The organism is Kribbella sp. NPDC051936 (genome assembly GCF_040680955.1).
Taxonomy (GTDB): Bacteria; Actinomycetota; Actinomycetes; order Propionibacteriales; family Kribbellaceae; genus Kribbella.
Genome location: NZ_JBFAXS010000008.1, coordinates 499,984 through 513,331, shown reverse-complemented (window position 1 = coordinate 513,331; position 13,348 = coordinate 499,984). Strand labels below are relative to the sequence as shown.

At 70.5% G+C, this 13,348-nt stretch carries 11 protein-coding genes; 9 read left to right on the top strand and 2 right to left on the bottom strand.

The features are described from left to right. The first annotated feature begins 11 nt into the window (after positions 1–11). From argS to prmC, 9 genes are all read left to right on the top strand, one after another. Positions 12–1,670, top strand: a complete 1,659-nt coding sequence (gene argS / locus AB0L64_RS29820; protein WP_363715365.1) for an arginine--tRNA ligase — start codon at positions 12–14, stop codon at positions 1,668–1,670. Continuing rightward, positions 1,667–3,073 carry a diaminopimelate decarboxylase gene (gene lysA / locus AB0L64_RS29815; protein WP_363715363.1) on the top strand — a complete coding sequence of 469 codons (1,407 nt, stop codon included), beginning with the start codon at positions 1,667–1,669 and terminating at the stop codon, positions 3,071–3,073. Before argS ends, lysA begins: the two co-directional genes overlap by 4 nt. After that, positions 3,070–4,365 (top strand): homoserine dehydrogenase, encoded by a 1,296-nt coding sequence (locus tag AB0L64_RS29810; protein WP_363715361.1) that lies wholly within the window; start codon positions 3,070–3,072, stop codon positions 4,363–4,365. Before lysA ends, AB0L64_RS29810 begins: the two co-directional genes overlap by 4 nt. A gap of 4 nt (positions 4,366–4,369) precedes the next feature. Continuing rightward, positions 4,370–5,434 carry a threonine synthase gene (gene thrC / locus AB0L64_RS29805; RefSeq protein WP_355700091.1) on the top strand — a complete coding sequence of 355 codons (1,065 nt, stop codon included), beginning with the start codon at positions 4,370–4,372 and terminating at the stop codon, positions 5,432–5,434. 16 nt (positions 5,435–5,450) lie between these two features. Further along, entirely contained in the window at positions 5,451–6,410 is a 960-nt protein-coding gene (thrB, locus tag AB0L64_RS29800) for a homoserine kinase (protein WP_363715358.1), read from the top strand. 322 nt (positions 6,411–6,732) lie between these two features. After that, positions 6,733–8,898, top strand: coding sequence for a transcription termination factor Rho (rho, locus tag AB0L64_RS29795; RefSeq protein ID WP_363715356.1), 2,166 nt, complete (start codon positions 6,733–6,735; stop codon positions 8,896–8,898). 217 nt (positions 8,899–9,115) lie between these two features. Then, positions 9,116–9,322 carry a 50S ribosomal protein L31 gene (gene rpmE, locus AB0L64_RS29790; protein WP_363715354.1) on the top strand — a complete coding sequence of 69 codons (207 nt, stop codon included), beginning with the start codon at positions 9,116–9,118 and terminating at the stop codon, positions 9,320–9,322. A 90-nt stretch (positions 9,323–9,412) separates the two neighbouring features. Next, positions 9,413–10,489 (top strand): peptide chain release factor 1, encoded by a 1,077-nt coding sequence (prfA, locus tag AB0L64_RS29785; RefSeq protein ID WP_355700088.1) that lies wholly within the window; start codon positions 9,413–9,415, stop codon positions 10,487–10,489. After that, a complete protein-coding gene (gene prmC / locus AB0L64_RS29780) occupies positions 10,486–11,313 on the top strand; it encodes a peptide chain release factor N(5)-glutamine methyltransferase (protein WP_363715351.1) in 828 nt (275 codons plus the stop codon). Before prfA ends, prmC begins: the two co-directional genes overlap by 4 nt. A 156-nt stretch (positions 11,314–11,469) precedes the next feature. Here the strand turns inward: prmC and AB0L64_RS29775 are convergent, their stop codons facing one another. Both AB0L64_RS29775 and AB0L64_RS29770 read right to left on the bottom strand, forming a co-directional pair. Beyond that, positions 11,470–12,354: an endonuclease/exonuclease/phosphatase family protein gene (locus AB0L64_RS29775; protein ID WP_363715349.1), complete on the bottom strand. Its 885-nt coding sequence runs from the start codon at positions 12,352–12,354 to the stop codon at positions 11,470–11,472. Next, a complete protein-coding gene (locus tag AB0L64_RS29770) occupies positions 12,351–13,286 on the bottom strand; it encodes a hypothetical protein (RefSeq protein WP_363715346.1) in 936 nt (311 codons plus the stop codon). The genes AB0L64_RS29775 and AB0L64_RS29770 overlap by 4 nt, the downstream gene beginning before the upstream one ends. Between the last annotated feature and the right edge of the window lie 62 nt (positions 13,287–13,348).

Genomic DNA, 13,348 nt, shown 5'->3' with positions numbered 1-13,348 from the left:
AGGCTGATCCGGTGACTCCGGAACAGCTCGCTGAGAAGATCCTGCAGGCCCTGGCCGCGCTCGCCGCCGACGGCACCATCACCGTCGAGGGCGGGCTGCCGCGCGAGCTGAAGGTCGAGCGACCCAAGAACCCCGAGCACGGGGACTACGCGACCAACGTCGCCATGCAGCTCGGCAAGCGCGCCGGGCTGAATCCGCGCCAGTTCGCCGAGCTGCTGGCCGTGAAGCTCCGCGACGACGAGGCGATCACCGCGGTCGAGATCGCCGGCCCGGGCTTCATCAACCTCCGGGTCGCCGCCGATGCCCAGGGCAAGGTCGCGCAGTCGATCCTGGAGGCCGGCGAGAAGTACGGCACCAGCGACAGCCTGCAGGGCCGGACGATCAACCTCGAGTTCATCTCCGCGAACCCGACCGGCCCGCTGCACCTCGGCCACACCCGCTGGGCGGCCGTCGGCGACGCGCTCGCCCGGGTGCTGGCCGCGGCGGGCGCGAGCGTCAGCCGCGAGTTCTACATCAACGACCGCGGCAACCAGATGGACAAGTTCGGCGCCAGCCTGCAGGCCGCGGCGCACGGGCAGCCGATCCCGGAGGACGGGTACCACGGCGAGTACATCCTCGACCTGGCCAAGCGGATCGTCGACGAGGTGCCGGGGATCACCGAGCTGCCCGAGGACGAGCAGCTGGTCGCGTTCCGCGAGGCGGGCTACGAGCGTCAGCTCAAGGAGCAGCAGGACCAGCTCGAGCACTTCCGGACCAAGTTCGACGTCTGGTTCTCCGAGCGCAGCCTGCACGAGCAGGACGGCGTACCGCACGCGATCCAGAAGCTCCGCGACCAGGGCCATCTGTACGAGGCGGACGACGCGCTCTGGATGCGGACCACGGACTTCACCGACGACAAGGACCGCGTGCTGATCCGGTCGAACGGCGAGCCGACGTACTTCGCCTCCGACGCGGCGTACTACGTGAACAAGCGCGAGCGCGGTTTCGAGACCTGCGTCTACCTGCTCGGCGCCGACCACCACGGCTACGTGAACCGGCTGAAGGCGATCGCGGCCTGCGCCGGCGACGACCCCGAGCACAACATCGAGATCCTGATCGGCCAGCTGGTGAAGATCCTCAAGGGCGGCGAGGAGATGCGGCTGTCCAAGCGGGCCGGCACCATCGTCACGCTCGCCGAGCTGGTCGAGGAGGGCGGCGTCGACGCGCTCCGCTACACCCTCTGCCGCTACCCGGCCGACTCCCCGCTGACCCTGGACATCGAGGAGATGACCCGGCAGGCCAGCGAGAACCCGGTGTACTACGTGCAGTACGCGCACGCCCGGCTGGCGTCGATACTGCGCAACGCCGACGAGCTCGGCATCAAGCTGGACGAGTTCGACCCGGGCCTGCTCAGCCACGAGCGCGAGGGCGACCTGCTGCGCGCGCTGGCCGAGTTCCCGCGGGTCGTCGCCACCGCCGCGGAGTTGCGCGAGCCGCACCGCATCGCGCGGTACCTCGAGGACACCGCGTCCGCGTTCCACAAGTTCTACGACAGCTGCCGCGTGCTGCCACGCGGCGACGAGGAGGTGGAGCCGGTGCACAAGGCTCGCCTGACCCTGGTGTCCGCGACCCGGACCGTTCTCGCCAACGGGCTCGACCTGCTCGGCGTCTCCGCACCGGAGCGGATGTGAGGGCGCACGAGGCGGGCGCGCTGCACGCCGACATCGGTCACCGCGGCCCGTCCTGGCTGCGCGCCCCCCGCGACGTCAACGACCTGGTCCCGCAGCTCTGGTCGTCCACCGCGAAGAAGACCGGCGAGGGTTCGCTGGTCGTCGGCGGTGTCGACGTGCGCGACCTGGTCGCCGAGCACGGCAGCCCGGCGTACGTGCTGGACGAGGACGACTTCCGCGCCCGGGCGCGCGCGTTCAAGCACGCCTTCAAGGACTTCGACGTCTACTACGCCGGCAAGGCCTTCCTGTGTACGACGGTCGTCCGCTGGGTGATGGAAGAGGGCCTGAACCTCGACATCTGCAGCGGGGGCGAGCTGGCCGTCGCGCTCCGGGCCGGCGCCGACCCGAAGCGGCTCGGGTTCCACGGCAACAACAAGTCCGAGTCCGAGCTGGCCCGCGCGCTGGACGCCGGGATCGGCCGGATCATCGTCGACTCGCAGCACGAGATCTCCCGGCTGATCGCGCTCGCCGGCGAGCGCGGCGTGGTCGCCCCGGTGATGATCCGGGTCACCGCGGGCGTCGAGGCGCACACCCACGAGTACATCGCGACCGCGCACGAGGACCAGAAGTTCGGCTTCTCGATCACCTCCGGCGCGGCGTACGAAGCCGTTGCCCGGGTCAACGAAGCGCCCGAGCTGGAGCTGCTCGGCCTGCACTCGCACATCGGCTCGCAGATCTTCGACTCGTCCGGTTTCGAGGTCGCCGCGAAGCGCGTGATCGCCTTGCACGCAAGGGTTTCCGACGAGCTCGGCGTGGACATGCCCGAGCTCGACCTGGGCGGCGGCTTCGGGATCGCGTACACCACGCAGGACGACCCGTCGGACCCGGCGCAGCTGGCCACCGAGATGGGCAAGATCGTCGAGCACGAGTGCCGTGCGTTCGGCGTCGACGTGCCGAAGGTTTCGATCGAGCCCGGCCGGGCGATCGTCGGTCCGGCGATGTGCACGGTCTACGGGGTCGGCACCGTCAAGGAGGTCGAGCTGGACGCCGGCGCCTCCCGGACGTACGTGTCGGTCGACGGCGGGATCAGCGACAACATCCGCGCCGCGCTGTACGACGCCGACTACTCCTGCACGCTTGCCAACCGCTACTCCGATGCCGGGCCGACGCTCGCGCGCGTGGTCGGCAAGCACTGCGAGGCCGGTGACATCGTCGTGAAGGCCGAGTTCCTGCCCGCGGACGTGCAGCCCGGCGATTTGGTCGCCGTCCCGGGGACCGGCGCCTACTGCCGCTCGATGGCGAGCAACTACAACCACGTGCCGCGGCCACCGGTGATCGCGGTCAAGGACGGCCACATGCGCGTCGTCGTACGCCGTGAGACCGAAGACGACCTGCTCGGACTCGACATGGGGGCCGCCGAATGAACGACGCAAAACCTCTCAAGGTAGGCCTGCTCGGTTGCGGAGTGGTCGGCACCGAGGTGGTGCGGATCCTGACCGAGCAGGCGGACCATCTGGCGGCCCGCGTCGGCGCCCGCCTGGAGATCGCCGGTATCGCCGTCCGCCGGCCCGGTCGTGCGCGCGACATCGCGGTCGACCCGGACCTGATCACCACCGACGCGCAGGCCCTGGTGTCGCGCGGCGACCTCGACCTGGTGATCGAGGTGATCGGCGGCCTGAAGCCCGCCCGCAGCCTGATCCTGACCGCGCTCGAGCAGGGCGCCTCGGTCGTCACGGCGAACAAGGCTCTGCTCGCCGAGGACGGCCCGACGTTGTTCGCCGCCGCGGAGAAGTACCAGCGCGACCTGTACTTCGAGGCCGCGGTGGCCGGCGCGATCCCGATCCTGCGGCCGCTGCGCGAGTCTCTCGCCGGTGACGACGTGGTCCGGGTGATGGGCATCGTCAACGGCACCACGAACTACATCCTCGACAAGATGGACAGCACCGGCGCCGGCTTCGACGAGGCGCTCGAGGAGGCCCAGGCGCTGGGGTACGCCGAGGCCGACCCGACCGCGGACATCGAGGGCTTCGACGCCGCCGCGAAGGCCGCGCTGCTGGCCAGCCTGGCGTTCCACACCCGGGTCTCGATCGCCGACGTGCACCGCGAGGGCATCACCGAGGTGACCGCGACCGACATCGCGTCGGCCCGGGAGATGGGCTGCGTGGTGAAGTCGCTGGCGATCTGCGAGCTGGACGAGGTGAGCGACTCGGTCAGCGCCCGGGTGTATCCGGCGATGATCCCGGCCACCCACCCGCTGGCGAACGTCCGGGACGCGTACAACGCCGTTTTCGTGGAATCGAAAGCGGCCGGCCAGCTGATGTTCTATGGTCGTGGTGCCGGCGGCGCCCCGACGGCCAGTGCAGTCCTCGGGGATCTGGTGTCCGCCGCGCGCAACCGGCTCAAGGGCGTGCCGGGAGTCGGCGAGTCGTCGTACACCCAGCGGTCCGTGCGGCCGATGGGCGACGCGACGACCCGCTACCACGTGTCGCTGGACGTGGCCGACAAGGCCGGTGTGCTGGCGGCGGTGGCCCACGCATTCTCCGAGCACGACGTGTCGATCCAGACCGTCCGCCAGGAGGGCCGGGGCAGCGACGCGCAGCTGGTGGTGGTCACCCACACCGCGACCGACGCCGCGTTGTCCGCGACCGTGGATTCCTTGCGGGACATGGACATCGTCCGTGAAGTCAGCAGTGTGATGCGGGTGGAAGGCGAGTAATTCAATGGTGCACCAGTGGCGTGGCGTGATCGAGGAGTACAGAGACCGGCTTCCCGTGTCGGCGGACACGCCGGTGGTCACGCTCGGCGAGGGCGGGACGCCGCTGGTGGCCGCGCAGTGGCTGAGCGAGCAGAGCGGCTGCGAGGTCTGGCTCAAGGTCGAGGGCAACAACCCGACCGGCTCGTTCAAGGACCGCGGCATGACGGTGGCGATCTCGCTGGCCGCGCAGGCCGGTGACAAGGCCGTCGTCTGCGCCTCCACCGGCAACACCTCGGCGTCGGCCGCGGCGTACGCCGTCCGCGCCGGGATGCTGCCGCTGGTGGTGATCCCGGCGGGCCGGATCGCGAAGGGCAAGCTGGCCCAGGCGGTCGTGCACGGCGCGAAGCTGGTGCAGATCGACGGCGGGTTCGACGACTGCCTGCGGATCGTCCGCGAGCTCGGGAAGAACTACCCGGTCGCGCTGGTGAACTCGGTGAACCCGGTGCGCCTGGAAGGGCAGAAGACCGCGTCTTTCGAGGTCTGCGACGCGCTCGGCGACGCGCCGGACCTGCACCTGCTCCCGGTCGGCAACGCGGGCAACATCGCGGCCTACTGGAAGGGATACCAGGAGTACGCCGAGGACAAGCTCGCCACCCGGACGCCGAAGATGTGGGGCTTCCAGGCCGAGGGGGCGGCACCGATCGTGCGCGGCTCGATCGTCGAGAAGCCGGAGACCGCGGCGACGGCGATCAGGGTCGGCAACCCGGCGTCCTGGACGCTGGCCGAAGCCGCGCGGGACGAGTCCGGCGGGCGGATCGAGCTGGTCACCGACGAGCAGATCCTGACCGCGCAGCGTGAGCTCGCGGCTCGCGAAGGCGTGTTCGTCGAGCCCGCGTCGGCCGCCGGGGTCGCCGGTCTGCTGCACGCGAAGGCGCAGGGGTGGCTACCGGGCGGTTCGACCGTGGTGATCACGGTCACCGGCCACGGCCTGAAGGACATCGACACGGCTCTGGGGCACGTCAGCTTCGAGGAGCCGCCGGTGACGCCGGCCGACACCGACGCCGTCGCCCGCATCGCCGGTCTCGCCTGAGATGGGTGGAGTCGACATGGGCGCCGAGCCGGATCGCAAGCAGGACGCCGGCCACCGGCGGCCGTGCGACCAGGTGCGGGTCCGGGTCCCCGCGACGAGCGCGAACCTGGGGCCCGGTTTCGACGCCTTCGGTCTCGCGCTGACGCTGTACGACGACCTCATCGTCACGCCGTGCGGATCCGGGGTGACCGTGCAGGTGACCGGCTGCGGCGAAGGCGAGGTACCGCTCGACGAGACGCATCTCGTGGTCCGGTCGATCCAGGCGGGGCTCGAGGCCTTGGGCGCGCCGGTGCCCGGATTCACGCTGCGCTGCGAGAACCGGATCCCGCACGGGCGCGGGCTGGGGTCGTCGTCCGCGGCGATCGTCGGCGGGCTCGCGGCAGCGTTCGCGCTGGCCGGCGAGCCGCTGGACCGCGAGCGCCTCGTCGTGCTCGCGAACGAGATCGAAGGTCACCCCGACAACGTCGCGGCGGCGGCCCTCGGAGGGTTCACGATCGCTTGGACAGAAGGCGGAACCGGCCGCGCGGTCCGGCTGGACCCGGCCGACGGATTGGCCGCGATCGCTTACGTACCTGACAATCGCGTGCTGACCAAACAGGCGCGCGGACTGCTGCCGGGCGTTGTTTCCCACATCGACGCCGCGGCCAACGCGGGCAAGGCCGCGCTGCTTGTCGCGGCCGTGACCGGCCGGCCGGAGCTGCTGCTGACCGCGACCGAGGACCGGCTGCACCAGGAGTACCGCGAACCGGCCATGCCGGAGAGCCTCGCGCTGGTCCACAAACTGCGCGGCAGCGGGCTCGCCGCGATCGTCAGCGGGGCCGGTCCGACGGTCGCCGTACTCGGCGGTCACGACGGCAAAAGCGCAGGTCAGAGCCAGTTTTTCCGCAATACTCCGGAGCCGCCGGACGGCTGGGCGAAGTACGAGCTGGAGATCGATCCAGTCGGCGTACAGGTCTGGTCGATGGAGGCGGGCTGACGCCGGGAATGCCGGACGGCTGACACGCGTTGTAACCCCTGGAGTCGGCAGAAGGACCTGTAGTGGTGCTAGTCTCGACTCACCCGATCCCCTCCAGGTGATCGGTGTGCTCTCGTCACGATCCGGGCTGTGCTCCCGGCACCCTGTGTTGTGTGGCGACCCTCCTGTGGACGTGACCTTGCGCCGCCTGCGTCGGAGATGTCCGGGGGGACTCAGATCGAGCGAGAGTCTCTTGTATCCCACGTGCCCGTTGTGCGGTCGTGGGTGAAATTGGTCGACGCGCCGGGCAGGCCGTCGACGATCCGTGTGGGAAGGACCTCACGTGACAGAAACTGTTGAAGCCTCCAGCGGAGCTGACGCCGCGGCGACCACCGCGACGCGTCGCCGGAAAGCTGGCGGCGGCCTCGAGGGCATGCTGCTCCCCGAGCTCAAGCAGCTCGCCGGGACACTCGGCATCAAGGGCACCGGCGCTCTGCGCAAGGGCCAGCTGATCGAGGCGATCAAGGCCGCCCAGGCCGGCGGATCCGCCGGTGCTCCCGCGGGCGGCTCGACGAGCGGCACCAGGGCGAAGGCGCAGCCGAAGACGACGCAGCCGACGCTCGACGAGGCCGCCGATGCGCCCGCGGCGACGACCGCGGAGACGCCGGCGAAGCGCGAGGGCGGCAGCCGCCGGACCCGCGCCGCCGCCCAGAAGGACGCCCAGAAGGACCCGCAGGACGGCGCCGTGTTCGAGGCCGCCGTCGAAGCGCCCGCGGTGAAGACCGCGCAGCCGGAGCCGGCTGCCGCGACCGGTGCCGCCGAGCGGGTCGAGACCCGCGGCGGCGAGCGCGGCGAGGAGCGCGGCGACGACCGCGCCGACGACCGCGCGGACAACCAGGGCCGCACCCGCGACCGGAACCGCGACGGCAACCAGAACCGTGAGCAGAACCGGGACAGCAACCGGGACGGCCGCGACGGCAACCAGAACCGCGACCGCAACCGCGACGGCAACCGTGAGCAGAACCGTGACGGCAACCGTGACGGCAACCGTGAGCAGAACCGTGACGGCAACCGGGACGGAAACCGCGACGGCAACCGTGACCAGAACCGGGACGGCCGCGACGGCAACCGGGACAACCGCGGTGACAACCAGCGGAACCGGCAGGACCAGAGCGACCGCGGCGAGGACGGCGAGGGCCGTCGCCGGCGCCGCCGGGGCCGCGACCGGGAGCGCAACCGCGACGGTCAGAGCACCGGCACCCGCGACAGCGGGCGGGACAGCGGCCGGGACAGCAGCCGCAGCCGCGGTCGCGGCGAGCGGTACGACGCCGAGCCGACGATCACCGAGGACGACATCCTCGTCCCCGCGGCGGGCATCCTCGACGTCCTCGACAACTACGCCTTCGTCCGGACCAGCGGCTACCTGCCCGGCCCGAATGACGTGTACGTCGCCCTCTCGATGGTGAAGCGGTACGGCCTGCGCAAGGGCGACGCGATCACCGGTGCGGTGAAGCAGCCGCAGGAGGGCGAGCGCAAGGAGAAGTTCAACCCGCTGGTCCGGATCGACACCGTCAACGGTGCGGACCCGGAGATCGCCAAGCAGCGGCAGGACTTCAACAAGCTCACCCCGCTGTACGCGACCGAGCGGCTCCGGCTGGAGACCGAGCCGGGCATCCTGACGACGCGCATCGTCGACATCGTCAGCCCGATCGGCAAGGGCCAGCGCGGCCTGATCGTCTCGCCGCCGAAGGCCGGTAAGACGATGGTGCTGCAGGCGCTCGCGAACGCGATCACCACGAACAACCCCGAAGTGCACCTGATGGTCGTGCTGGTGGACGAGCGGCCCGAAGAGGTCACCGACATGCAGCGCACGGTCAAGGGCGAGGTCATCGCCTCGACGTTCGACCGGCCGGCCGACGACCACACGACGGTCGCGGAGCTGGCCATCGAGCGCGCCAAGCGGCTGGTGGAGCTCGGTCACGACGTGGTCGTGCTGCTCGACTCGATCACCCGGCTCGGCCGGGCGTACAACATCGCGGCGCCGGCCAGCGGCCGGATCCTGTCCGGCGGTGTCGACTCGTCCGCGCTGTACCCGCCGAAGCGGTTCTTCGGCGCCGCCCGCAACATCGAGGACGGCGGTTCGCTGACGATCCTCGCGACGGCGCTGATCGAGACCGGCTCGAAGATGGACGAGGTGATCTTCGAGGAGTTCAAGGGCACCGGCAACATGGAGCTGCGGCTGCGCCGCGAGTTCGCCGACCGGCGGATCTTCCCGGCCATCGACGTGGTCGCCTCCGGCACCCGCCGCGAGGAGCTGCTGATGTCCAAGGAGGAGACCCAGGTGGTCTGGAAGCTCCGCCGGGTGCTGTCCGCGCTCGACGGCCAGGCCGCACTGGAGCTGCTGATCGGCAAGCTCAAGGAGAGCAAGTCGAACATCGAGTTCCTGCTCCAGGTCAACAAGACCACCCCGTCGACGGGCAGCAGCCACAGCACCACCAACGGCGACTGATCGACCGCTGCCGCATCCTGAGACCCGCAATGGCATCTGGGGACCTGGTATTTCAGGTCCCCGGACGCCGGTTCGGGTCTCAGCCTCGCACCGGACGCCCCGTGACGGTTGATTTCGCCGGGCGGGGCCTCGCGTGGCACACTTGTTTGCTGGTTCCGGTTCACGTTCGCGCCGTGCGGACGACCCGGGGCGCTTGATACTTCCTAGGAGACTTGTTGTGAAGGCTGACATCCACCCGGCGTATGTGGACACCACGGTGACCTGCACCTGTGGCGCCACGTTCCAGACGCGCTCGACCGCGGAGAACGGCGTCATCCACGCCGACGTGTGCTCGCAGTGCCACCCCTTCTACACCGGCAAGCAGAAGATTCTCGACACCGGTGGCCGGGTGGCCCGCTTCGAGAAGCGGTACGCCAAGAAGTAGCTTTCCTGCCGCGCGCCGGTTCTGCCCGTTCTGGGCGGGACCGGCGCGCGGTTTGTGTTGTCGGCGGTGGTCCGGGAGGAGGAGTGCGGCATGTTCGAGGCAGTTGAGACGCTGAAGGCGGAGTACGCCGAGCTGGAGCGGCAGATGGCGGAGCCGGAGCTGCACTCCGACCAGGCCAACGCCCGCCGGGTCGGCAAGCGGTACGCCGCGCTGGCGCCGGTGGTCCGGACGTACGACGAGTGGCTGCAGACCGGCGACGACATCGAGGCCGCGAAGGAGCTCGCGGCGGAGGATCCGGCGTTCGCCGAGGAGGCGACCAAGCTGGCCGCGCGCCGTGAGGAGCTCGCCGAGCGGCTGCAGACGCTGCTGGTGCCGCGGGACCCCAACGACGACAAGGACGCGATCCTCGAGATCAAGGCGGGCGAGGGCGGCGACGAGTCCGCGCTGTTCGCCGGCGACCTGCTGAAGATGTACCTGAAGTACGCCGAGTCGCAGAACTGGAAGACCGAGGTGCTGGACTCGGCCGAGTCCGACCTCGGCGGGTACAAGTCGATCACCGTCGCGGTGAAGGCGAAGGGCACGCCGGAGCCCGGCGACGCGCCGTACGCGAAGCTGAAGTTCGAGGGCGGCGTGCACCGGGTCCAGCGGGTGCCGGTGACCGAGTCGCAGGGACGGATCCACACGTCCGCGGCCGGCGTGCTGGTGCTGCCGGAGGCCGAGGACGTGGACGTCGAGATCGACCCGAACGACCTGCGGATCGACGTGTTCCGGTCCTCCGGGCCGGGTGGGCAGAGCGTCAACACGACCGACTCCGCGGTCCGGATCACCCACCTGCCGACCGGCATCGTGGTCTCGATGCAGAACGAGAAGTCCCAGCTGCAGAACCGCGAGCAGGCGATGCGCGTGCTGCGGGCGCGGCTGCTGGCCGCGGCGCAGGAGGCGGCCGACCAGGAGGCGAGTGACGCCCGGCGGTCGCAGATCCGCACCGTCGACCGGTCGGAGCGCGTCCGCACGTACAACTTCCCCGAGAACCGCTTCTCCGACCACCGCGTCGGCTACAAGGCCCACAACCTCGACCAGGTCCTGGGCGGCGAACTGGAGCCGGTCATCAAGGCCCTGACGGACGCCGACCTCGCCGCCCGCCTCGAGGCCGTCGAGTCCCAGTGACCACCAAGGCACTGGTGTCGGCTTCGGCCGCGCGGTTGCGAGAGGCCGGGGTTGCTTCGCCGGAGTTCGACGCTGCTGAACTGCTCGCCTTCGTCACTGGATCCAGCCGGCTGAACCTTCGTGAGCCCACGGCCGAGCAGCGGGTGCGGTACGACGAGCTGATCGCGCGGCGGGCGGCTCGGGAGCCGTTGCAGCACCTGACGGGTACGGCGGCGTTCCGGTATCGGGAGCTCGCCGTGGGGCCGGGGGTGTTCGTACCGCGCCCGGAGACCGAGGTGATGGTCGGCTGGATCCTGGACCGGATCGCCGACGTGAAGAACCCGCTGGTCGTGGACCTGTGCAGCGGATCCGGTGCGATCGCGGGTGCAGTCGCGACCGAGCGGCCGGACAGCATCGTTCACGCGGTCGAGCTGTCGCCCGAGGCGGTCGTCTGGGCCCGGCGCAATCTCGAAGGCACGGGCGCGATCCTGCACGAGGGCGACATCGACGGTTGCCTGCCGGAGCTCGACGGTCAGGTCGACGCGGTCATCTCCAACCCGCCGTACATCCCGCTGACCGCCTGGGAATCAGTGACCGCCGAGGTCCGCGACCACGACCCGGCCCTCGCCTTGTGGTCCGGCGACGACGGCCTCGACGAGATCAAGGTCGTCGCCGCAACCGCAGCCCGGCTGCTCAAGCCCGGCGGCTGGTTCGCCTGCGAACACGCCGACGTCCAAGGCGAGTCCGCACCCGCTGTCTTCACCGCCACCGCCCTCTACACCGAGGTCCGCGACCGACTGGACCTGGCCGGCCGCCACCGCTTCACCACCGGCCGCCGCGTCTGACGTCACCACAGCCACCACCTCCCGCCCCGACCCCGCTGAGTGGTTAACCGCTGAGGTGGACCCTTCACCTGGCGCATGCGACGCAGGAAGGGTCCGTTTCATGGGTTAGCCACCGAAATGGCCAGTGGGGTGCTGTCGCTGGTGGCGGGGCAGTTGCTAACCGCGGGTGATGCCGCGGGAGCGGTGGCCCGAGCGTGTGGGAGGTCTGGCGAGGTCCTGTTCGCGGATGCGGCCGATCGCGGGTGCCTCGGGGGTGCGGAGGGTGAGGCGGCAGACGACTGGGTAGTGGTCGGCGCCTGGTACTCGGACCACCTCGACGTCGCGGGCGACGAGGTCGGGGGTGGAGAAGAGGCGGTCGATCGAGCGGCCGTCCGGGGTGGTGACCGGGGGCGGGTCGCCGAACGCGTCGACGAGGCCGAGGGGCTCGCCGAAGACGTCGCGGGGGTTCGGCATGTTCAGGTCGCCCGCGACAACCGCCCGGCGGACGCCGCGCGCCGCCAGTTCCTCCCGCAGGTACGCCGTGAGCTCCGTCCCGTACTCACGCCCCGCACCGTCCTGGTATGTGTACTCGACACCCGACGCGCTGCGGAACATGTGGATCGGACACACCTGTCCACCGACGAGATCGACCTCACCGAGCCCTCCGAGATCGGCACGCGCGACCAGGAAGCCCTTCGGATGCGGGTCCATCGGCTCACCGGTCCGCCAGTGCAGGAAGTCGATCGACGGGTCCGGCAGGTCGATCCGCTCCAGCTCGGTCAACGGGTACGCCGATGCGATGCCCACTCCCAGCCGCGCCACGCCGGGGATGTGCGAGTCCGAGAACCCGTGCCGCGCGTAGTACGCCGGCCGGCCCGGCATCGCGGCCGCGGCCAGCCGCTCGAGCTGGTCGCCGTCCGGGTCGAGCTCGGTCACGATCAGCACGTCCGGTCGCAGCCCCGCGAGCGCGTGACCGAAGTCCGCCGTCCGGTCGGCGTCGTCGTACCCGTCCGGGCCGACCAGGCGGCCGCCCGCGATGTTGACGAACGCGATCGAGATCATTCGTAGATCACCAGCTCCGGACGGGGCTTCAGCGCCAGCACCTGTGCGGGCGTCATCAGCGGACCGTGCCGGGCATCCTCGGTGTAGAAGAGCTTGAAGCCGGCGTGCACCGCCGGCGGGAGACCGGTGGTCAGCTTCGCCCAGGTCTTGAGCTTGTCGGACCGGGCGCCGATCCCGTCAACCGACTTGATCGTCACCACACCGGGGTGTGGTTTCAGCGCCTTCTCGTTGCTGACGATCCGCGTCGACAGCTGGTGGAACACGAACACCTTCTCCGGCAGGCCGTTCGACTGCACCAGCCCCGAGAGGTACGCCGCGATGCTGTCGAGCTCGGCGCCAGTGGTGTGCCCGAAGACCCGGCCGGGTACCTGCGCCGGACCGACTGCCCATTCGGGGTCGAACGCCAGGCCGACGTCCGGCTCCTTCAGCCACCGCTCCAGGCGCTTGACCTCAGGCAGGATCTTTGCGCGCCCGGGCTGGATGTCGAGCAGCAGCAGCATCTTGTGCTTGCGCGCGACGGTCAGGTACTCCTCGATCTTCGCGTCGTCGATGCGCCCGCGGTACAGGCCGTCCTTGCCCCGTGAGCCCTTGGCGACGACCGCGATCAGCTCCATCACCGGCAAGGGCGTCCGCCCGGCTGCGTAAGCGCGGGACAGCTTGTCCAACTTGGCGGCCTTCGCGTCGAGGTCCTTGTCCAGCGGACCGAGCGCCGGTGAGCCCGGCAGGCCGACGTACCCGACGAGTTGGTGCTTCGGGAAGATCACCCGCCCGCCGCGCGGCAGCCCGCCAGGCGCGGGCGGGGGAGTGGGACTGGGGCTGGGACTCGCGCTGGACCTGGCAGCAGCGGGTGGCGGGCCGGCCGGCGCCGGCTCGTCACTGCAGGCCGCCAGGCCCAACATCGCGACGGCCAGTGCCCCACAGACTTTCCGCACCGGACCAGCCAACCACACCTCACACAGCAACGTGGTTGGCCAGTCCGGCGGCAGTCTGTCGG

Bases quoted from the DNA above. Each gene is read 5' to 3' on its own strand.
- AB0L64_RS29810 (WP_363715361.1), top strand. From the start codon at position 3,070: ATGAACGACGCAAAACCTCTCAAGGTAGGCCTGCTCGGTTGCGGAGTG.
- thrC (WP_355700091.1), top strand. From the start codon at position 4,370: ATGGTGCACCAGTGGCGTGGCGTGATCGAGGAGTACAGAGACCGGCTT.
- thrB (WP_363715358.1), top strand. From the start codon at position 5,451: ATGGGCGCCGAGCCGGATCGCAAGCAGGACGCCGGCCACCGGCGGCCG.
- prfA (WP_355700088.1), top strand. From the start codon at position 9,413: ATGTTCGAGGCAGTTGAGACGCTGAAGGCGGAGTACGCCGAGCTGGAG.
- AB0L64_RS29775 (WP_363715349.1), bottom strand. From the start codon at position 12,354: ATGATCTCGATCGCGTTCGTCAACATCGCGGGCGGCCGCCTGGTCGGC.